General features: G+C 51.9%; 14 protein-coding genes, 2 tRNA genes and 3 rRNA genes. 9 read left to right on the forward strand and 10 right to left on the reverse strand.

The features are described from left to right. Positions 1-107 precede the first annotated feature (107 nt). Complete coding sequence (locus RHM61_RS10745; RefSeq protein WP_322247316.1) at positions 108-791, forward strand: flagellar basal body-associated FliL family protein; 684 nt, start codon at positions 108-110, stop codon at positions 789-791. A gap of 14 nt (positions 792-805) precedes the next feature. Here the strand turns inward: RHM61_RS10745 and RHM61_RS10750 are convergent, their stop codons facing one another. The 7 genes from RHM61_RS10750 to RHM61_RS10780 all read right to left on the reverse strand — a co-directional run bounded on the left by RHM61_RS10750 (position 806) and on the right by RHM61_RS10780 (position 5,697). Continuing rightward, positions 806-1,528, reverse strand: a complete 723-nt coding sequence (locus RHM61_RS10750) for an EF-hand domain-containing protein (protein ID WP_322247317.1) — start codon at positions 1,526-1,528, stop codon at positions 806-808. A 143-nt stretch (positions 1,529-1,671) separates the two neighbouring features. Further along, positions 1,672-2,157 (reverse strand): CinA family protein, encoded by a 486-nt coding sequence (locus tag RHM61_RS10755; protein ID WP_322247318.1) that lies wholly within the window; start codon positions 2,155-2,157, stop codon positions 1,672-1,674. Positions 2,158-2,259: 102 nt separating this feature from the next. Continuing rightward, positions 2,260-2,784 (reverse strand): phosphatidylglycerophosphatase A, encoded by a 525-nt coding sequence (locus RHM61_RS10760; RefSeq protein ID WP_322247319.1) that lies wholly within the window; start codon positions 2,782-2,784, stop codon positions 2,260-2,262. Continuing rightward, entirely contained in the window at positions 2,781-3,749 is a 969-nt protein-coding gene (thiL, locus tag RHM61_RS10765) for a thiamine-phosphate kinase (RefSeq protein ID WP_322247320.1), read from the reverse strand. The genes RHM61_RS10760 and thiL overlap by 4 nt, the downstream gene beginning before the upstream one ends. Before the next feature lie 86 nt (positions 3,750-3,835). Next, positions 3,836-5,008 (reverse strand): FAD-dependent oxidoreductase, encoded by a 1,173-nt coding sequence (locus RHM61_RS10770; protein ID WP_322247321.1) that lies wholly within the window; start codon positions 5,006-5,008, stop codon positions 3,836-3,838. A gap of 2 nt (positions 5,009-5,010) precedes the next feature. Then, a complete protein-coding gene (locus tag RHM61_RS10775) occupies positions 5,011-5,175 on the reverse strand; it encodes a rubredoxin (RefSeq protein WP_322247322.1) in 165 nt (54 codons plus the stop codon). Positions 5,176-5,220: 45 nt separating this feature from the next. Next, the gene (locus RHM61_RS10780) at positions 5,221-5,697 is read right to left on the reverse strand and encodes a rubrerythrin family protein (RefSeq protein WP_322247323.1); all 477 of its coding nucleotides are present in this window, start codon (positions 5,695-5,697) and stop codon (positions 5,221-5,223) included. Between the two features lie 281 nt (positions 5,698-5,978). Between RHM61_RS10780 and RHM61_RS10785 the strand changes: the two genes are divergently transcribed. Continuing rightward, the gene (locus RHM61_RS10785) at positions 5,979-8,291 is read left to right on the forward strand and encodes an NADP-dependent malic enzyme (RefSeq protein ID WP_322247324.1); all 2,313 of its coding nucleotides are present in this window, start codon (positions 5,979-5,981) and stop codon (positions 8,289-8,291) included. A gap of 97 nt (positions 8,292-8,388) precedes the next feature. On the opposite strand, the gene RHM61_RS10790 is transcribed toward RHM61_RS10785, so the two are convergent. The 3 genes from RHM61_RS10790 to alkB all read right to left on the reverse strand — a co-directional run bounded on the left by RHM61_RS10790 (position 8,389) and on the right by alkB (position 10,537). After that, positions 8,389-8,706, reverse strand: coding sequence for a hypothetical protein (locus tag RHM61_RS10790; RefSeq protein ID WP_322247325.1), 318 nt, complete (start codon positions 8,704-8,706; stop codon positions 8,389-8,391). Positions 8,707-8,961: 255 nt separating this feature from the next. Next, entirely contained in the window at positions 8,962-9,864 is a 903-nt protein-coding gene (locus tag RHM61_RS10795; protein ID WP_322247326.1) for a 5'-nucleotidase, read from the reverse strand. A 19-nt stretch (positions 9,865-9,883) separates the two neighbouring features. After that, a complete protein-coding gene (gene alkB, locus RHM61_RS10800) occupies positions 9,884-10,537 on the reverse strand; it encodes a DNA oxidative demethylase AlkB (protein ID WP_322247327.1) in 654 nt (217 codons plus the stop codon). Between the two features lie 505 nt (positions 10,538-11,042). Here alkB and RHM61_RS10805 point away from each other — a divergent pair. The 7 genes from RHM61_RS10805 to RHM61_RS10835 all read left to right on the forward strand — a co-directional run bounded on the left by RHM61_RS10805 (position 11,043) and on the right by RHM61_RS10835 (position 19,706). Then, a 16S ribosomal RNA gene (locus RHM61_RS10805) occupies positions 11,043-12,586 on the forward strand. A gap of 210 nt (positions 12,587-12,796) precedes the next feature. Then, positions 12,797-12,872 (forward strand) — tRNA-Ala (locus RHM61_RS10810). Positions 12,873-12,894: 22 nt separating this feature from the next. Further along, positions 12,895-12,971, forward strand: a tRNA-Ile gene (locus RHM61_RS10815). Positions 12,972-13,382: 411 nt separating this feature from the next. Further along, a 23S ribosomal RNA gene (locus RHM61_RS10820) occupies positions 13,383-16,258 on the forward strand. Positions 16,259-16,429: 171 nt separating this feature from the next. Further along, positions 16,430-16,542: ribosomal RNA gene (gene rrf, locus RHM61_RS10825) — 5S ribosomal RNA — on the forward strand. Together the 16S, 23S and 5S rRNA genes with 2 tRNA genes alongside form the textbook arrangement of a ribosomal RNA operon. Positions 16,543-16,780: 238 nt before the next feature. Beyond that, a complete protein-coding gene (locus RHM61_RS10830) occupies positions 16,781-17,104 on the forward strand; it encodes a DUF2946 domain-containing protein (RefSeq protein WP_322247328.1) in 324 nt (107 codons plus the stop codon). A gap of 208 nt (positions 17,105-17,312) precedes the next feature. Further along, on the forward strand, positions 17,313-19,706 hold the full coding sequence (locus RHM61_RS10835) for a TonB-dependent receptor (RefSeq protein ID WP_322247329.1): 2,394 nt from the start codon (positions 17,313-17,315) through the stop codon (positions 19,704-19,706). Positions 19,707-19,710: the final 4 nt, after the last annotated feature.

Below are 19,710 nucleotides of genomic sequence, written 5' to 3' on the forward strand. Positions count from 1 at the left end.
CGGCGCATGATTTACGATGATAAGTCCGCATTAGACACAAAAAGTTTCTTTTTGGAAATTTCTATGCGTTACAATGTAGACTGGACAATAGCATCAGGTGGCTTGGCATGGCGATAGAAAAGTCAAAAGCGAGTCTGCTATCCGAGAAACTCGATTTTGAGCAAGTCGGGGAGCTTCCTCAGCCGGCTGCGAGCCAAGAACTCGATTTTTTTGACATGGACCTGAGCAAGCCGGCCATGCTGGAAGCATATTTGCCTTCCCCACCATTGGCACCGGTGCCAGAGCCCGTGCCTCTGCCGGCTGCGCTACTGAACCCGCCCCCCGCGCCAATCAAGCTGCTTGAGCCGGCCGTTGCGAGCAAAAAAAATACTCCGAAACCGAAAAAGACTGCCGCAAACGATAACTTTGCCCGCTATGCAGCAATCCTGACTCTATGCGGCCTGTTGCTTATTTTTGGCAGTATTTCGTATATTCGTCTTACCGATGGGCATGAAACCGCGCTTGCTTACCTACCTATGCCGCAAACCGTTGTCACTGTGGATGGCCAAGTGATCCGTATGCAATTGACTTTACAAGTCAGTAACGAGAATAAAGAGTGGTTGTTTCAGAATAAAGCCGCGTTCTCACAAATGACTCCCGTCATTATGTCGAAAATCGATCCTGACAACTTGCATACGACTGAAGGCTTTGAGATTGTTCGCGAGCAACTTCGAACAGAATTCAATCTTGCTTTGCATACCGATAAAATTCAGTCGGTCTTACTTGATGAATTATTAATGCAAAGCAATTAAGGAAGCGTGGTTTATCAAGCGCTGGCAGAAAGTGTGCCCGTGCTGGCAGCAAGGCTGCCGAGGTAAGCTTGCTGTACTTGCTGTGATTTGTCGCTGGTGCCAGTCGAGCTCTCTGAAGGCGTGCTGGCGTGCTGTTTTTCCGCACGCGCAGTGGCGAGTTTTTGAAGATAAGCTTGTTCTTCGGTTTGCGTCACCGTGCCATCTTCGTTGGTGTCGGCCGCTTCATAGGTTTTGCTGCTGCTGGTAGAACTGACCGCCGAACCACCCGCTGAGCCAGCCCCAGCTGCTGAACTTGGCGCGGAACTGCTACTCGATGCGGAGCTGGAACTTGACGCCGAAACCGCTGCCGTACTCGCCTCCGAGCTACTGCTGCTCAAACCCGTCGTGCGACTTTGATTGAATTGAGCGGTCAAGGCATCACTGAGACTTTGCAAGCCATTGCTCAATTCGCTCTGGCTCACCTGACCATTGCTATCGCTGTCGAGTTGCTTGAATAATTTATCAGCCGCTGCCGTGGCACTGCTTGTGCTGCTGCCGGTAGTGGTGCCAGCAGCGGCACTGTCAGTGGCAATCTGCGTGAAGCTTGATGCCAGTTCAGCCGGATCAATAAACCCCTGACCCTTGCTGTCGATCGCGGCTAAAGCCTGTTTTGCGCTCGCCGCCGAGCTTTGCGTCGAGAGATTACGCAGTGCGGTAGACAGGGCAGTAGTGCTGCTGCCAATGTTGATGCTGCTCATAGGGTTTCCTCAGTCTGGCTCACTGGCCGGCAAAATCCGGCACGCGAGTGTATGTCTAGTCCTCAGTGTGCCGCATCCAAGTTCTGGCAATGTTTCAGCTTTGTATCAATTTGCAGCTTTTTGTTTTATTGTCATCGCGCGGATTATTCCTGTCGCAGAAACTGCAGCAGTTTTTCCAGCGCATGCTGCACCGCTTGTGCGCGTACAGCACTGCGCTCGCCGCTGAAAACCAGCCGCTCGGTGTGTGTCACGCTGCCAATTTGCCAGCCGAAACAGACTGTGCCGACTGGCTTGCCCGGTACTGCACCGCTGGGGCCGGCAATACCGGTGGTCGATAAGGCGACATGCGCTTGCGAATTGGCGATAGCACCGGCCGCCATGGCGGCGGCAATTTCTTCACTGACGGCACCGTGTTGGGCGATCAGTGCTTCCGAAATATTCAGTAATTCGGTTTTGGACGAATTGGAGTAGGTGATAAATCCGCAGTCGAACCATTCTGAGGAACCAGCGATGTCGGTAATGGCATGGGCAACGCCACCGCCGGTACAAGATTCTGCTACGCTCAACAAGAGTTTTTTCGCTTTTAATTCGACGCCGACGGCGGCGGCAAGGTCTATGGCATTGCTCATTTTTTGACTCCTGGCTCGTTGATTAGGCGGAGCGAGCGCTCAATGCTGAGCAGCGCTGCACTTGGCTTTACTTTACCCCATGTCGGTATCAATGTGAAGCGCTCAGCTGATGCGCCACAGTGCCAAGCTCAGCAAGGTGAAAAAAGCTGCCACGATATCGTCCCACATGACACCGAAACCACCTTTGAAACGCTGGTCGAAATAGCGAATCGGTTGTGGTTTCACCATATCAAAAAAGCGAAATATCACAAACGCCCAAGTTTGACTGGCGAAATCAGCTGGCATAATGAACAGCAGTACCAACCAGAAGGCGATGATTTCATCCCACACCATACTGCCATGGTCGGGCGCACCGAGATTTTTTCCGGTCACATGACAAGCCCAGACGCCAATCAAAAAACCGACGCCAATCAGGATGCCCCAGGTGGTCGTCGAAAACAGGTCCGGCCAAGCTCGGCTGAGCAAGACAAAGCTAAGCCAAGCGAACAGTGTGCCACTGGTGCCGGGCATGACAGGCGAGAGGCCGCTACCAAAACCCTGTGCCAGCAAATGGGCCGGATGGCCCAGCATGAAGCGCGCGCTGGGCCGGCGGCCAGGCGCATGCGTCGGGTCAGGATGATTACTCATGGGCTATTAAAGTGGTCAAAGGATTCCAGTCTCAGGCTGACAGTTTTCATGTTCGTATCAAGCAGACGCAAGCCAGGCTGCGCCTCAATGCGGCCGATACGTGTGACGGCCGTGGCGCTGTGCAGTCCGGCCGCGAGCACGGCGGCACGCTGGCTGGACGGGGCGGTGAAACATAATTCATAATCGTCGCCGCCGCTGAGCGTGAAACGGCGTCGGATGGCTCGATCTTGCTGTTGCAAGGCGGGTCCGGCTGGCAGCGCATCGATGAATAAGGTCGCACCACAGTGCGAGCGTTCTAATATGTGACCGAGATCTCCGGCGAGGCCATCGGAAATATCCACTGCGGCATGGGCGATGCCGCGCAAGGCCAAGCCAAGCGCGACGCGTGGGGTGGGCGCATGCATGCGCGGTGCGGCCAAGTGTAAATCGGCTGGACTGAGTGCTAATTCGTGTAAATACCCAGCCAGCGCCAGACGGGCGTCGCCGAGTGTGCCGGAAACCCAGATGTCATCATCGTCGCGTGCAGCATCGCGGCGTAATGCCGAGCCTGGCGGCAGTTCGCCGAATACAGTCAGGCAGATATTGAGCGGCCCCTTGGTGGTATCTCCACCGATGAGACGGCAGCGGTGTTGGTCCGCCAAGCTCAGCAAACCTTGTGCGAATGCCGCCAGCCAGTCCGGCTCGGCGCTCGGCAGTGAGAATGCCAGCGTGAAACCGACCGGGCGCGCGCCCATCGCTGCCAGATCCGATAAATTCACGGCCAGACATTTATGCCCTAGCAGGGTAGGATCGGCATCGGCAAAAAAATGTCGACCCGACACCAACATATCGCTGGACACGGCCAATTGCATGCCCGGCGTCAGATTGAGCAGGGCACAGTCATCGCCGACGCCAAGTGCCAGTTGCTCGTCGGGCGCAGAGTGGTGCGCGAAGTAGCGCTTGATTAAATCGAATTCTGAAAGCATGCCGTCATTGTACCTTGGGACGGGCAGATTTCATTCAAGGGAGGCGCGGATTTACTCCAAGCGGTTTGCCCGCCGCCACTGAGGCCTTAGCTTGCTGCTGCCATCGCCACCTCGGCCAGCAAACTTTGACGCCATTTGGCATCTTGCGGCCCCACTGCGAAACCACGCAAACTGCCTGCCTCATCAAAATAACGACTCACCGTTGCCATATTGACGACCTCTGTTTGCCAGCTACCTTTACTACCTATACCAGGCGGCAGTAAAGCGAGTGGAAAACTCGGTGTTTTGACCAACACTGGGGCGGCCTTGAATTCGATCGGCGTCAAGCTGCCACCCAGGCTGGCGGCAATCGCGCGTGCGGCTGCCATCAGTGGTGCCACATATGGCAAAGTGCTGCGACTGCCGTCCGGCAGTGTGTATTGCGCGCAATCGCCCAAAGCAAAAATCTGCGCGTTGCTGGTGCGGCCAAAGGCATCGACCAGAATGCCGCGATCGCAAGCCAACTGCGATGTAGCGGCCAGACGCAGATCGGCACGCAAGCCAACGGCAGACAACACCAGATCGGCATCGATGACGTCGCCGTTTGCCAGCGTGACGCATAAACCGTGGCCATCGCGATCGACTGCAGTAGCCGAAGTCCCCATTTGCAGCGTGACTCCGCGCGCTTCAAGCGCCACGCGCAATGCCAGCGAAACCGGTTCCGAAGCCAGTGCTGCCAGTGGTCGTGCATTCGGATCGATCAGCGTGATGCGGTAGCCGGCACCACTGAGGTCGTCGGCAAACTCACAGCCGATCAGACCGGCGCCGAGAATTGCGATACGCGCTGCCGGACCGACTGCCTCGACTTGCTCACGTAAGCGGGCATAGTCGGCCAGGGTATTGACGGATAACACCTCGGCGGCGGCGGTGCCAGCGATCGGCAGGCGAATCGCTTGAGCACCGACTGCCAACACCAACTGTGAAAACTCGAAAGCACCTGCTGCGGTGACCAGACTGTTGCTGGTCTCATCAATCCGCAGCACTTCCGTACCGGTCAGGATAGTGGCGTTGAGCTGTTCCGCCATTTGCAGCGCACTTTGATTACGCAGCATCGCTGCGGTCTTGGCCTGAGCAAAAGCGTTCGAGAGCATAGGCTTGGAGTAAAAATCACCGGCATCGGCGGTGATGATCAGCAGCGGCGTCGTTTTGTCGAGTTTGCGGAACTCGCGTGCCACGGTATATGCCGCGAGACCGGAACCGATGAGGGCGATCGGCTTCATGCTTACAGTTCCACCATGTCGAAGTCGGCTTTGGCGACGCCGCAGTCCGGGCATTCCCAGTCTTCAGGAATGTCATCCCAGCGCGTGCCAGCGGCAATGCCTTCTGCCGGCATGCCAAGTGATTCATCATAGATAAAACCGCAAACGATACATTGATAAGTTTTCATAGTGTCCTCAGAATAAGTAAATGGGTAGTTGATGCTGCGAGCAGCTCAGGAGTTCTTGGCCAATACGGCGCGGTAATGATTGGCATGACGTTCTTCTACCTTGGCCAAGGCGGCAAAACGCTTGGCGGCGACTTCGAGGGTACGTTTGAAATTTTCCGCATGGACTTTCGATTCGGCGATCTGCTCGTCATACTCAGCGACCGCAGCATGATTCCCTTCTTCGATGGCGAGGTGGCGGAACTTCGGATACATTTCAGTGTATTCATAAGTTTCACCTTCAATCGCGATTTCGAGCGCGCGCTGTGGTGTCATTTCTGTTTTTGGGTACAACAAATCGAGATGGCCGAATGCATGCATGACTTCTTGATCCGCTGTCGCTTCAAATGCCTCGGCGATCTCGATCGCGCCGGCCGCACGTGCCAGTTTGGCGAAATAACGGTATTTGATGTGCGCCATCGATTCGCCGGCAAAAGCCGCTTCAAGATTTTGTATCGTGACGGATGGTGTAGTAACTGTGCTCATGGTGATACTCCTGGGTGAGGTAAGTGGTGACGAAGAGTTTCGTTCTCTTTCGAACTGATGACCATAGTAAAGCTTGCTGAATCATTTGTGAAATTGATTGTATAAACATGTGCGATAGCTATTTACTATAAATTACTTATTAATAGTGCAATCTCTTGTATATCCTTATGCGTTAAAAGCATGGAAGTCGTACAAATACGTATAAAGTTAGAGTGGTCCCTCTGCTAAAATTACCAACCCACGTAAGTTATCCGTCAGTAAACAGAAAGAAGGCCGGCCCAATGGATTCGTCATCAGATCAAAAAGAACAAATGCGTCAACAACTGCGTCAGGCAGCGCTCGAGTATCACGAGTTCCCGACACCAGGTAAAATCAGTGTTACCCCGACCAAGCAATTGACCAACCAACGCGATCTGGCGCTGGCGTACTCTCCAGGTGTGGCCGCTCCCTGCGAAGAAATTGTGGCCGATCCTACTGCCGCGTTTAAATACACGGCACGCGGCAACCTGGTTGGCGTGATCACGAACGGCACGGCCGTACTGGGACTCGGTAATATCGGTCCACTGGCTTCCAAGCCGGTTATGGAAGGCAAGGGCGTCTTATTCAAAAAATTCGCCGGCATCGACGTCTTCGATATTGAAATCGATGAATCTGATCCTGACAAGCTGGTCGACATCATCGCTGCGCTCGAACCGACCTTTGGCGGTATCAATCTGGAAGACATCAAAGCACCGGAATGCTTCTATATAGAACGCAAGCTGCGCGAGCGGATGAAAATCCCGGTTTTCCATGATGATCAGCACGGTACCGCCATCATTGTCGGTGCGGCCATCCTCAATGGCTTGAAAGTCGTTGGCAAAGACATCAAAAAAACCAAGTTGGTCGTTTCCGGTGCCGGCGCAGCCGCCTTGGCTTGTCTTGACTTGATCGTCGATCTTGGCTTTCCTCTGGAAAACATCTTCGTCACCGACTTGGCCGGCGTGGTCTATGTTGGTCGCGTCGAGTTGATGGATCCCGATAAAGATCGGTTCGCCCAACATACCAGCGCACGTACGCTGCGCGAAGTCATGCCCGATGCCGATATTTTCCTCGGTTTGTCGGCTGCCGGCGTGCTCAAGCCGGACATGGTTAAACTGATGGCCGCCAATCCTTTGATTCTGGCGCTGGCTAACCCGACCCCGGAAATTCTGCCGGAAGAAGTCAAGGCAGTGCGTGATGACGCCATCATGGCGACCGGCCGTTCCGATTTTCCGAATCAAGTTAACAACGTTCTATGTTTCCCGTATATTTTCCGCGGCGCGCTCGACTGTGGTGCCACGACCATCACGCGTGAAATGGAAATCGCCGTGGTTCACGCGATCGCCGAATTGGCGCAAGCGGAACAATCGGATGTGGTCGCTTCGGCCTACGGCATCGATAACCTGTCATTCGGTCCTGAATACCTGATCCCGAAACCATTTGATCCGCGCTTGATGATCAAGATCGCACCGGCCGTCGCCAAAGCGGCCGAAGAGTGCGGTGTGGCGGCGCGTCCTATCCAAGACATGCAAGCGTACGTCGAAAAATTGCAGCAATTCGTCTACCATAGCGGCACTTTCATGAAGCCCATATTCCAGATCGCTAAAAAAGCACCGGCCGAGCGCAAGCGCATCGTCTTTGCTGAAGGCGAGGAAGAGCGGATTCTGCGTGCGGTGCAAGTCATCGTTGACGAAAAGCTGGCAGCACCAATATTGGTCGGTCGTCCACATATTTTGGCGCAGCGGGTAGAAAAATTCGGTTTGCGTATTCGTCCTGGCGTCGATTTCGAAGTCATCAATCCGGAATTTGATCCACGTTATCGTGATTACTGGCAGACTTACCATGCCATGACAAGTCGTAGTGGCGTGACCGAGCAGTACGCTAAGCTGGAAATGCGTCGTCGTCACTCGCTCATCGGTGCGATGATGATCCACAAAGGCGATGCCGACGGCATGATCTGCGGTACCTTTGGCACCACCGGTTTGCATCTCAATTACATCAACCAAGTACTCGGCAAGCGCCCTGGCGTCAAGGTTAACGCCGCGATGAATGCCTTGGTGCTGCCGGATCGTCAATTGGTGCTGGTCGATACGCATGTCAATGAAAATCCTAGCGCTGAACAGATCGCTGAAATCACGATCTTGGCAGCGGAAGAAATGCGTCGCTTCGGCTTACTGCCGAAGGTAGCCTTGATGTCGCATTCCAATTTCGGTTCCAGCAACAGTGAATCGGCGCAAAAAATGCGCGCTGCCTTGGCAATTATTCATCGTGATGCACCGGACCTCGAAGTTGACGGGGAAATGCATGGCGATACGGCACTCGATGGTGCCTATCGCAAGAAAATGATGCCGACCTCAACATTGAAGGGCGATGCCAATCTCTTGGTCATGCCAAATATTGATGCAGCCAACATCGCCTACAATTTGCTCAAGACGACGGCTGGGAACAATGTGGCAATCGGTCCGATCTTGCTCGGTTGCGCCAAGCCGGTACATATCTTGACACCATCGGCGACGGTACGTCGTATCGTCAACATGACAGCCTTGTGTGTTGTTGATGTGGTTGCTGAACGCTAAGTTGTTTCGCGTAAAAAAGCCACAATCGTCTGATTGTGGCTTTTTTTTTGCTTTGACATTGTTATTTGTCGTTTGCTTGCGCTCCTCACCCGACTAACTAATTGTGACCACGGTAGGAATACAGCCTGGCACTGGCCATGATGCGCTCGCGCTCAAAGGGCGTGAGCACGTCTGGCATGCTGTAAACCGACGAAACATTGGTGGCCTGACGTAAGCCTATGCGCAGCAGCGACTTATTTTGATGCAGAGTGAGGACGTGAGCGGCTGCTACAGGTGAGCTTTGCACCACATTACTCACATTCGAAACGACCAGCGATAACTTCGCGCGGCCGGGGCTGAGCAATTGATTGCCCTTTTCCGCCTGTGCTGCGTCGATTTGACTCAGCGTTGACGATGCGGGTAGATCCGCGATCATTCTTATTATCATAAATACATATCCGTGCCGAAGTTCGTTGAGCGCCTCAGTATTAAACGTATGAGGTGTTTGATGAAACGACGTGCGCACAATCCTGTTGGTCATAACGGCAGTTTGCCGCGTAATCAAGCAAGCTCTGACGAGCCTGACTCATTTTTTCGAATACTAACTGATTCGCGTCAGCTCTGTTTGTAGGAAAATTCTGAACTTGATATCTTTCCCATGATAATGCTTAGAAACAAGTAAAAAATTGTTTCAAAGTTGTTTTATTGGAACTCTTCCGGTAGGCACTACGTCGGAAGCTTTCTCGCAGTGCCCATGCTGGTCATCAAAAAACATATGTGGTTTGAATGCCGCCAGAATTGCCGACTTATTAACGCCACCCATAAAAAACGTCTCATCGATCACAATATTCCAGGCCCGCAAAGTACGGATCACGCGCTCATGGGCCGGTGAAGCGCGCGCCGTGACCAATGCTGTGCGCAAAGGGAAAGCCCGACCGTCTGGCGTTTTGAAATGGTTTTGTAAATAAGCCAGTGCCATCAGTAAACGGGCGAAGGGGCCTTGAGGCAGGGGCTTGTTGGCATTGTCGCGTTCATGCTGTTCAAACGCTTCGACCCCATGCTCTTGATAAATCCGTTCCGACTCATCGGAAAATAACACCGCATCGCCATCGAAGGCGATCCGTATCTGCTCCATATCGGCGGCATTCGGTGGCAGCGGATACAGCATGGCCGAAGCAATACCGGAATTAATCGCCGCTTGAGTATCATCTTCATGCAAGGATAAAAACAGACTGATGTTAAACGCTTGTAAATAAGGTGCCAGCGGTGCACCACCGCTGAGGGCCGCGCGGGTGATGTCGAGACCGTAATGCGCAATGGAATTAAAGATACGCAGGGAGGTTTCGGAAGAGTTGCGCGACATGACCACGACTTCGACCAGTCGTATACCGGGAGTGAGGGCATTTAATTTCAACAGTGCCTTGACCAGCGCAAACCCGGCACCTGGCTTGAGTATCGTATTTTCATGAAGCAGTTGATGTTGGCGAAAGCTGTCGAGACCCTGAGTTTGAAAAATCGTGTCTTCGGTTTCGAGGTCGAACAGCGCCCGAGAGGAAATACCGACGACTAATAAGTTATCGAGAGAAAAAGCCATAGTAATCAGTGTGCCTTTATTATTTGGCTTTGCGAAAAGTCAGATTGATTCTTTGTTCACCGAGCAGTGGGTCAGCACTGCCGCACAGTGATTGTACGCCGTGGTACAACAAGCGTGCCGCACCACCCCAGACCAAGACATCACCGTGCTCGAGCAGCAGACGGCTCAGTTTAGCATCACGCGTCAAACCGCCGAAGACGAAATTGGCGGACATGCCGAGCGAGATAGATACGATGGGTGCCTGAAAATCCGCTTCATCTTTATCTTGGTGCAGAGACAAGCTGGTATCGCGCAGGTAGCGGTTGATCAGGCAACTGTCGGGTACGAAGTCCGGATAACCAGCCGCCGCCGCTGCCGCTGCAGCGAGTTCGAGGAATAGTGGCGGCATGGTCGGCCATGCTTGTCCTGTCAGCGGGTCGAAGTTTTCGTAGCGATAGCCGCGGGCATCGGAAACCCAACCATAGCTGCCGCAACTGCTATTGTGTACTTGTATCCGACGTCCGCCCGGCGTATGCATTTGACGCCATGGCGCCTGTGCCGTGATGTGAGCGATGGCGGCGGATAAAGCCTCTGCCTGATGCTGCGCATGGCGATGTAATAGTATGGCACCCGGCAGCAGTGCTTCATTCCATGGGTGCGTCAATTCTTCTTGGTCGAACAGCGAGTAAGTCATGCTTATGTGATTGTCGTTTGGACCTTCTAAGTATAAGGCCAGACGCAATTTCTTTTCTTTACCCCCTTGCATTGTAGTCGTGCTCTTGATATAGTCCGCCTCCCGCTGACGAGTGCAGCGAGAGAGTAAAGCAAAGTAAGCAAGACAGCAAAACCCGGCAGCGTTAAAAAACGCCGCGCAGTAAAACAGGGTGTTGACAGTCAAGCGCAAATGCCTCATAATCTCGTTTCTCTGCTGCTAACGAACACAACGCTTCGTAGCAAACCTCGCAAGAGGAAGCGGAAAAGAATACGGTTCTTTAACAATTAACAGTCAATAAATGTGAGCACTTGATGAAAGCGCACCGACTAAATTTATTTAGTCGGCATGCTTAAAAAATATCAAATGCTTCACAAGAAATAAAATAGGAAAATCATTTAGCAATAGATGATGGAACTGTCAGTATTTTGAGTGAGCGATCTGTCGGCAACGACAGAGTTCAGAAATGAACACAAAAACAGAGATTAAACTGAAGAGTTTGATCCTGGCTCAGATTGAACGCTGGCGGCATGCCTTACACATGCAAGTCGAACGGCAGCACGGAATGGGGTAACCCGGCCTGGTGGCGAGTGGCGAACGGGTGAGTAATATATCGGAACATACCCTAGAGTGGGGGATAACGTAGCGAAAGTTACGCTAATACCGCATACGCACTAAGGTGGAAAGTGGGGGATCGCAAGACCTCATGCTCATGGAGTGGCCGATATCTGATTAGCTAGTTGGTAGGGTAAAAGCCTACCAAGGCGACGATCAGTAGCTGGTCTGAGAGGACGACCAGCCACACTGGAACTGAGACACGGTCCAGACTCCTACGGGAGGCAGCAGTGGGGAATTTTGGACAATGGGCGCAAGCCTGATCCAGCAATGCCGCGTGAGTGAAGAAGGCCTTCGGGTTGTAAAGCTCTTTTGTCAGGGAAGAAACGGCATGCTCTAATACAGCGTGCTAATGACGGTACCTGAAGAATAAGCACCGGCTAACTACGTGCCAGCAGCCGCGGTAATACGTAGGGTGCAAGCGTTAATCGGAATTACTGGGCGTAAAGCGTGCGCAGGCGGTTATATAAGTCAGATGTGAAATCCCCGGGCTCAACCTGGGAACTGCATTTGAGACTGTATGGCTAGAGTGTGTCAGAGGGGGGTAGAATTCCACGTGTAGCAGTGAAATGCGTAGATATGTGGAGGAATACCGATGGCGAAGGCAGCCCCCTGGGATAACACTGACGCTCATGCACGAAAGCGTGGGGAGCAAACAGGATTAGATACCCTGGTAGTCCACGCCCTAAACGATGTCTACTAGTTGTCGGGTCTTAATTGACTTGGTAACGCAGCTAACGCGTGAAGTAGACCGCCTGGGGAGTACGGTCGCAAGATTAAAACTCAAAGGAATTGACGGGGACCCGCACAAGCGGTGGATGATGTGGATTAATTCGATGCAACGCGAAAAACCTTACCTACCCTTGACATGTACGAAAGCCTGAAGAGATTTAGGTGTGCTCGCAAGAGAATCGTAACACAGGTGCTGCATGGCTGTCGTCAGCTCGTGTCGTGAGATGTTGGGTTAAGTCCCGCAACGAGCGCAACCCTTGTCATTAGTTGCTACATTTAAGGTGAGCACTCTAATGAGACTGCCGGTGACAAACCGGAGGAAGGTGGGGATGACGTCAAGTCCTCATGGCCCTTATGGGTAGGGCTTCACACGTCATACAATGGTACATACAGAGGGCCGCCAACCCGCGAGGGGGAGCTAATCCCAGAAAGTGTATCGTAGTCCGGATTGTAGTCTGCAACTCGACTGCATGAAGTTGGAATCGCTAGTAATCGCGGATCAGCATGTCGCGGTGAATACGTTCCCGGGTCTTGTACACACCGCCCGTCACACCATGGGAGCGGGTTCTGCCAGAAGTAGTTAGCTTAACCGTAAGGAGGGCGATTACCACGGCAGGGTTCGTGACTGGGGTGAAGTCGTAACAAGGTAGCCGTATCGGAAGGTGCGGCTGGATCACCTCCTTTCTAGAGTAGCGCCGTAGTTGAGTGTTCACTTTTATTGACTGTTAAATTAAATAACGAGAAAAGCTTGGTAGTGATACCAGGGAAGCCAGTTATTCCTCAGTAAGCGTCGCGAGCGCTTCAAGGTTCAATCCAGAAGCGCAGTCGTACTTCGGTACGACGAGCATCGGAGATTGAAGATTGAAGTGCGCAGTAGCTTAATGAGGTATAAGAGGGGGATTAGCTCAGCTGGGAGAGCACCTGCTTTGCAAGCAGGGGGTCGTCGGTTCGATCCCGTCATCCTCCACCAGTATTAGTCAATGCAGATAAGCGGGTCTGTAGCTCAGTTGGTTAGAGCACCGTGTTGATAACGCGGGGGTCGTTGGTTCGAGCCCAACCAGACCCACCAAGAAATAGCAAACCTAAGTCAGCGAATGAGTAAGACGCAGAGATTTAGGTTTGATCTTTCAAAGCGAAAGTCAGAGTAATAAGTAGTATCTCGTTCTTTAACAATTTAGAAGAAGTAAAGTAGAAATAATCAAATTATTTCTGTAAAGGATAACATCGGAAGATGTTGTCGTTCGGTATGACGACAGTCATGCTGGATAATTTATGGAAGGGTTATGATTGTATCGAAACAAACAATGTATTAAAAAGAGTTTGATCAAAAGCAGCCGAAAGGCAGTTTTAGAAAAAAATAAATTCTTGAGATACGGCAAACGCTAAAGTAATACTCATAAGTAGTAAAGAACTATAACCGCTTTCTGGCGATGAACCTGGTTTCAGCAATGAAACGAGACGCCAGAAGCTAAAGTTATAGGGACAAGTGACTAAGTGCACATGGTGGATGCCTTGGCGATATCAGGCGATGAAGGACGTAGTAGCTTGCGATAAGCTGCGGGGAGTGAGCAAACACACTTTGATCCGCAGATTTCCGAATGGGGAAACCCGGCCGTAAGGTCATTGCATACTGAATACATAGGTATGCAAAGCGAACGTGGCGAACTGAAACATCTAAGTAGCTACAGGAAAAGAAATCAACCGAGATTCCCAAAGTAGTGGCGAGCGAAATGGGAAGAGCCTGCAAGATTTAGCATTTTTGATAGACAAACGCAATGGAAAGTGCGACCAAAGAGGGTGATAGTCCCGTAGTCGAAATCATCAATGTGGAACTAAGCTTGCGACAAGTAGGGCGGGACACGTGAAATCCTGTCTGAACATGGGGGGACCATCCTCCAAGGCTAAATACTCGATATCGACCGATAGTGAACCAGTACCGTGAGGGAAAGGCGAAAAGAACCCCGGGAGGGGAGTGAAATAGATCCTGAAACCGTGTGCATACAAACAGTAGGAGCGGACTTGTTCCGTGACTGCGTACCTTTTGTATAATGGGTCAGCGACTTACATTCAGTGGCAAGGTTAACCGCATAGGGAAGCCGTAGAGAAATCGAGTCCGAATAGGGCGAATCAGTCGCTGGGTGTAGACCCGAAACCAAGTGATCTACTCATGGCCAGGTTGAAGGTGCGGTAACACGCACTGGAGGACCGAACCCACTAATGTTGAAAAATTAGGGGATGAGCTGTGGGTAGGGGTGAAAGGCTAAACAAACTTGGAAATAGCTGGTTCTCTCCGAAAACTATTTAGGTAGTGCCTCTTGTATCACCGTCGGGGGTAGAGCACTGTTATGGCTAGGGGGTCATCGCGACTTACCAACCCATTGCAAACTCCGAATACCGACGAGTGCGAGCAAGGGAGACAGACATCGGGTGCTAACGTCCGGTGTCAAGAGGGAAACAACCCAGACCGCCAGCTAAGGTCCCAAAGTATAGCTAAGTGGAAAACGAAGTGGGAAGGCTAAAACAGTCAGGAGGTTGGCTTAGAAGCAGCCACCCTTTAAAGAAAGCGTAATAGCTCACTGATCGAGTCGTCCTGCGCGGAAGATGTAACGGGGCTAAGCTATACACCGAAGCTGCGGATATCCATTTATGGATATGGTAGGAGAGCGTTCTGTAAGCCTGCGAAGGTGTCTTGTAAAGGATGCTGGAGGTATCAGAAGTGCGAATGCTGACATGAGTAGCGATAATGGGGGTGAAAAGCCTCCACGCCGTAAGCCCAAGGTTTCCTGTTCAACGTTCATCGGAGCAGGGTGAGTCGGCCCCTAAGGCGAGGCAGAGATGCGTAGCTGATGGGAAGCAGGTTAATATTCCTGCACCGTCGTATGATGCGATGGGGGGACGGATCGCGGAAGGTTGTCCGACTGTTGGAATAGTCGGTTTCTGGCTCAAAGAAGGCGCTTAGGCAAATCCGGGCGCGGAATTCAAGGGGTTGGGACGAGTGCACTAGTGCATGAAGCAATCGGAAGTGGTTCCAAGAAAAGCCTCTAAGCTTCAGTCATACGAGACCGTACCGCAAACCGACACAGGTGGGCGAGATGAGTATTCTAAGGCGCTTGAGAGAACTCGGGAGAAGGAACTCGGCAAATTGGTACCGTAACTTCGGGATAAGGTACGCCCTTGTAGCTTGACTGCCCTGCGGCAGAAGGGTGAAGGGGTTGCAATAAACTGGTGGCTGCGACTGTTTAATAAAAACACAGCACTCTGCAAACACGAAAGTGGACGTATAGGGTGTGACGCCTGCCCGGTGCTGGAAGATTAAATGATGGGGTGCAAGCTCTTGATTGAAGTCCCAGTAAACGGCGGCCGTAACTATAACGGTCCTAAGGTAGCGAAATTCCTTGTCGGGTAAGTTCCGACCTGCACGAATGGCGTAACGATGGCCACACTGTCTCCTCCCGAGACTCAGCGAAGTTGAAATGTTTGTGATGATGCAATCTACCCGCGGCTAGACGGAAAGACCCCATGAACCTTTACTGTAGCTTTGCATTGGACTTTGAATCGATCTGTGTAGGATAGGTGGGAGGCTTAGAAGCGTGGACGCCAGTTTGCGTGGAGCCATCCTTGAAATACCACCCTGGTTTATTTGAGGTTCTAACCTTGGCCCGTTATCCGGGTCGGGGACAGTGCATGGTAGGCAGTTTGACTGGGGCGGTCTCCTCCCAAAGTGTAACGGAGGAGTTCGAAGGTACGCTAATTACGGTCGGACATCGTGATGATAGTGCAATGGCATAAGCGTGCTTAACTGCGAGACTGACAAGTCGAGCAGGTACGAAAGTAGGACATAGTGATCCGGTGGTTCTGTATGGAAGGGCCATCGCTCAACGGATAAAAGGTACTCTGGGGATAACAGGCTGATTCCTCCCAAGAGTTCATATCGACGGGGGAGTTTGGCACCTCGATGTCGGCTCATCACATCCTGGGGCTGTAGCCGGTCCCAAGGGTATGGCTGTTCGCCATTTAAAGTGGTACGTGAGCTGGGTTTAAAACGTCGTGAGACAGTTTGGTCCCTATCTGCCGTGGGCGTTGGAAGTTTGAAGGGGGCTGCTCCTAGTACGAGAGGACCGGAGTGGACGAACCTCTGGTGTATCGGTTGTCACGCCAGTGGCATTGCCGAGTAGCTATGTTCGGAAGAGATAACCGCTGAAAGCATCTAAGCGGGAAACTCGCCTTAAGATGAGACTTCCCAGAGACTAGATCTCTTTAAAGGGTCGTTCGAGACCAGGACGTTGATAGGCTGGGTGTGGAAGTGCAGTAATGCATTAAGCTAACCAGTACTAATTGCCCGTAAGGCTTGTCCCTATAACCTTAGCAGGTATAGGCTACGAGTGAGTTAATGAAGTGTTTGCCGGAATGTTCGGTACAAATCATAACCAAAAAATAATAACAAGATTATTAAGACTTTACTTCTTCTGAATTGGATTGATTGCGTGCCTCAGTGTAGCGAGGTGCACAATGAATCAACAAGTTATGCCTGATGACCATAGCTAGTCGGCCCCACCCCTTCCCATCCCGAACAGGACCGTGAAACGACTACGCGCCAATGATAGTGCTGCAACCAGTGTGAAAGTAGGTTATCGTCAGGCTTCTATTCTGCATGCCCCCGTTCTCTTGTGAGAGCGGGGGTTTTGCTTTTGCGCAAACGGTTTGTGGCGTGCACCAGACCTGAGCGTCATCGCCTGAGCGTTGTTATTAAACAAAATCGATCGCCTGTCGTATCGTTGCCGTTGTGCAAAATGTTATAATTTGCAGATGAAACCGCGCTCGCTTTCCCAACGATATACAGCTTTGCTCGCATGCTTTGCGATCTTGCTCACGCTTTTCATGCCATCAATTTCAGCGGCACTCGCTGCCAATAATGGCGCAGCGGGTTGGTTGGAAATTTGCAGCAGCAAGCTCAGTCCCGTGGTCAAAGCGGATGTCGCAGTGGCGGGAAAAACTGCGCCCTTATCCGATCAGGGCAAACATGGTGAGCACTGCGCGTATTGTTTTACCAGTGCTGCGTCATTCGCTCTGCCACCAATGCAGTTGTTGAGCATACCTGTCGTTGTTCAGCAGTTGCATGTTCCAAGACTGTTCTATCGCTCTCCATCGCCTTTATTTGTCTGGACTTCCATCCAGTCACGTGCGCCACCCCGTCTGGTATAAAAAATCTCGCACTGCCATATAGTCTTGAATGCGTCTTGAATGATCATGTAGAAACACGTCGCTTGATCAGGCACGCTATTTTCAATGAGTCAAACACACGCTGACGACCATGGCGGCACTGTTTCGTGTCAGCTGTGCCAATCTTAATTGGCACAGCGATACTGATTTGATTTCTTCCCGCTATGACCGGGAAATACCAGAGTTCATCATGCAACAAAACAAAAATTTTACTAAACGCCAGCTACGCATTGCTCTCCTTGCCGCGTTCTCGCAATCTGCCATCGCCTATGCGGCAGAAACTGGGGCACCGTTGGCAGCCGACGCTAGCAGCGAGCAAATCCAGCAAGTACTGGTACAAAGTAATAAAGTCACGCAACCGACCGCGACGTCGAACACCCGCGAATCGATCAATGCCAAACAGATTGCCGAGACGATCAATGCGATCACCACGGCTGAAACGCTCAACTATCTGCCAAGTACCCATGTTCGCGAACGCTATATCGGCGACCGCAATGGAATTTTGGTCATGCGCGTCAATAGTTCCATTTCAAGCGCCCAGACCGTTGTGTACGCGGATAACTTGCTGCTGTCGAATTTTCTCAATAACAGTTATGCCACGGCACCGCGCTGGGGCATGGTTGCGCCCGAAGAGATCGAGCGTATCGATGTTTTGTATGGCCCCTTTTCGGCCCTGTACCCCGGTAATTCTGCCGGCGGCGTCGTGTTATTGTCTACCCACATGCCCGATCGTTTTGAGGCACACATCAAACTCGATGTGTTCGGACAGCGCTTCAAACTCTACGGGACAGATCAGGAATTTCATGGCACGCATGGCAGCGTAGCGTTAGGCAGTAAATCCGATAACTGGTCTTGGCTGCTGAATGTCGATCATCTCGACAATACCAGTCAACCGCAAACTTTCGGTGCGGCGAGCAAAGCCAGCCTCACCGGTACGCCGGCATTTACCACGGTCAGTGGCGCAATCCGCGATATCGATACCAGCGGTAACGGCCGTATTGTTACCAGCGCGATCGGTGCGGACGCGACGATCCAAGATATTGCTAAACTTAAACTGGCTTACGATATCACGCCGGAATTACGGGCCAGCTATACCTTGGGAATGTGGGAAAACAAGTCGACGACTTATGTGAACAGTTATTTACGTGATAGTAATGGCCGTGCTGTTTTTAATACCAGCAGCAGCGGGGCAGGCCGCTATGTGAAGTTTGCCGGCGACAGCAATTACTATACTTTGGCCGGAACCTCACCTGGCTACAGTGAGAGCGAACATTACATGCAAGGACTCTCACTGGCCAGTCATACCAATGGTGCGTGGGACTGGGAGGCGGTACTGAGTTCCTACAATGAACGCAAAGACAATTCGCGTACCGCTGCTAATAATGGCAGTGTCTATGATTCCGGCTTGGACACGACCAGACCGGGCGGCAGCATCACGACCGGCGATGGCACTGGTTGGACTACTTTGGATTTACGCGCGGAGTATCGACCCGGTGGTGATGTGAAGAGCGCGCATCGGCTCAGCTTTGGCTATCATGCCGATCGTTATGTATTGAAATCGGTGACCACGAATGTACTCAATGATTGGTTGAGCAGTAATTTGGCGGCCACTCCATCTTCCAATTCGTATGGCAAAACGCAAACGCAGGCCCTGTATCTGCAAGATGCCTGGCAACTGACACCGGAGTGGAAAACCGTGTTCGGCGGCCGTCTGGAACAATGGCAGGCATCGGACGGCAGTAACTTCAATGCCGCCAATGCCACGGCGTATCAACAATTGAATTATGCCACTCGTCGCAGCACCGATTTTTCGCCTAAGCTATCGGTTGCCTATCAGCCCAATAAAAACTGGGCGTACCGCGCTTCGTTCGGGCGCGGCCTACGTTATCCAACCGTGGCCGAAATCTTTCAAGTCATCAGTCTGCCCAATAACGTCAAGCAAAATGATCCTAACCTGAAACCGGAGGATGTGCGTTCGGCAGAACTGGTCGCCGAAGTCTTGCTGAAAAAAGGCAGCTTGCGTACTTCGGTGTTTTATGAAGATAAGCGCGATGCCTTGATTTCGCAATCAGATACCACGGTGATCCCGAATATCTCGAGTATTCAAAATGTTGATAAAGTACGTACTTACGGTCTTGAGACGGTATTGAATGTGAATGATGTTGTGCTCAATGGTTTGGACTTCAACGCTAGCCTGACTTACACCCATTCCACCATCGTTGCCAACAGTCGTAACCCGGGACTGGTGGACACCGATCAGCCGCGCATACCGGCATGGCGTGCCACGATGGTTGCGACCTATCATGTGTCGGACCGACTCTCTGGTAGTTTGAGTTATCGTTACAGCGGACATCAGCACAATGCCTTGTTCAACACCGTGAGCAAGCAATACAATGATGTGAACCCGGATGTCTACGGCGCGGTCAGTCAGTACAGTGTATTTGATGCCAAGCTGGTGTATCAATTGACGCGTCAATGGACTGGTGCGATCGGGGTGAATAATATCGGCAGTGAGAAATACTACGTCAATCCTAATCCGTATCCGCAGCGTACTTTCTTTGTCAGCATGAAGTTTGATTATTGAGCTT

The sequence above is a fragment of the Undibacterium sp. CCC3.4 genome, assembly GCF_034347425.1.
GTDB lineage: Bacteria > Pseudomonadota > Gammaproteobacteria > Burkholderiales > Burkholderiaceae_D > Undibacterium.

What these genes read in the sequence shown, in the direction of transcription:
- RHM61_RS10775 (WP_322247322.1), bottom strand. Translation starts at nt 5,175, where the DNA reads ATGAAAACTTATCAATGTATCGTTTGCGGTTTTATCTATGATGAATCA.
- RHM61_RS10830 (WP_322247328.1), top strand. Translation starts at nt 16,781, where the DNA reads ATGCCATCAATTTCAGCGGCACTCGCTGCCAATAATGGCGCAGCGGGT.
- RHM61_RS10780 (WP_322247323.1), bottom strand. Translation starts at nt 5,697, where the DNA reads ATGAGCACAGTTACTACACCATCCGTCACGATACAAAATCTTGAAGCG.
- RHM61_RS10750 (WP_322247317.1), bottom strand. Translation starts at nt 1,528, where the DNA reads ATGAGCAGCATCAACATTGGCAGCAGCACTACTGCCCTGTCTACCGCA.
- RHM61_RS10795 (WP_322247326.1), bottom strand. Translation starts at nt 9,864, where the DNA reads ATGGCTTTTTCTCTCGATAACTTATTAGTCGTCGGTATTTCCTCTCGG.
- RHM61_RS10760 (WP_322247319.1), bottom strand. Translation starts at nt 2,784, where the DNA reads ATGAGTAATCATCCTGACCCGACGCATGCGCCTGGCCGCCGGCCCAGC.
- RHM61_RS10745 (WP_322247316.1), top strand. Translation starts at nt 108, where the DNA reads ATGGCGATAGAAAAGTCAAAAGCGAGTCTGCTATCCGAGAAACTCGAT.
- RHM61_RS10755 (WP_322247318.1), bottom strand. Translation starts at nt 2,157, where the DNA reads ATGAGCAATGCCATAGACCTTGCCGCCGCCGTCGGCGTCGAATTAAAA.
- RHM61_RS10835 (WP_322247329.1), top strand. Translation starts at nt 17,313, where the DNA reads ATGCAACAAAACAAAAATTTTACTAAACGCCAGCTACGCATTGCTCTC.
- RHM61_RS10785 (WP_322247324.1), top strand. Translation starts at nt 5,979, where the DNA reads ATGGATTCGTCATCAGATCAAAAAGAACAAATGCGTCAACAACTGCGT.
- thiL (WP_322247320.1), bottom strand. Translation starts at nt 3,749, where the DNA reads ATGCTTTCAGAATTCGATTTAATCAAGCGCTACTTCGCGCACCACTCT.
- RHM61_RS10790 (WP_322247325.1), bottom strand. Translation starts at nt 8,706, where the DNA reads ATGATCGCGGATCTACCCGCATCGTCAACGCTGAGTCAAATCGACGCA.
- RHM61_RS10770 (WP_322247321.1), bottom strand. Translation starts at nt 5,008, where the DNA reads ATGAAGCCGATCGCCCTCATCGGTTCCGGTCTCGCGGCATATACCGTG.
- alkB (WP_322247327.1), bottom strand. Translation starts at nt 10,537, where the DNA reads ATGACTTACTCGCTGTTCGACCAAGAAGAATTGACGCACCCATGGAAT.